Annotated in this window: 1 protein-coding gene; it reads left to right on the top strand. The window is 57.8% G+C overall.

Features of this window, described 5'->3' with window-relative positions; translation table 11 throughout:
- Positions 1–275 (top strand): immunoglobulin-like domain-containing protein (locus tag HU755_RS27085; protein ID WP_186638327.1); only part of this gene is annotated, 275 nt, incomplete at both ends.

Below are 275 nucleotides of genomic sequence, written 5' to 3'. Positions count from 1 at the left end.
AACCTGTCGCTGTCCGCGACCGGTTCCGTGGCCGAGGGTGGTCAAATTACGTACACCGCAACCCTGACCAACGCCGCTGGCTCGCCAGTGACCGTGACCCTGTCCAATGGCGCGGTAATCACTATCAAAGCTGGCGAAACCAGCGGTAATGTCACCGTTCCAGCACCAACCGATGACGTCTACAAAGATGCCGGTTCGGTGCAGGCAACGATTACCAGCGCCACCGGTGGAAATTTCGAGAACCTTGTTCCGAGCACCACACCAGCAATCACTCA

Origin of the sequence: Pseudomonas sp. SWRI111, assembly GCF_014268555.1 — a bacterium.
Lineage (GTDB): Bacteria > Pseudomonadota > Gammaproteobacteria > Pseudomonadales > Pseudomonadaceae > Aquipseudomonas > Aquipseudomonas hamedanensis.
The sequence above is the reverse complement of the archived record's forward strand: the minus strand, read 5'-3'. Positions and strand labels throughout refer to the sequence as shown.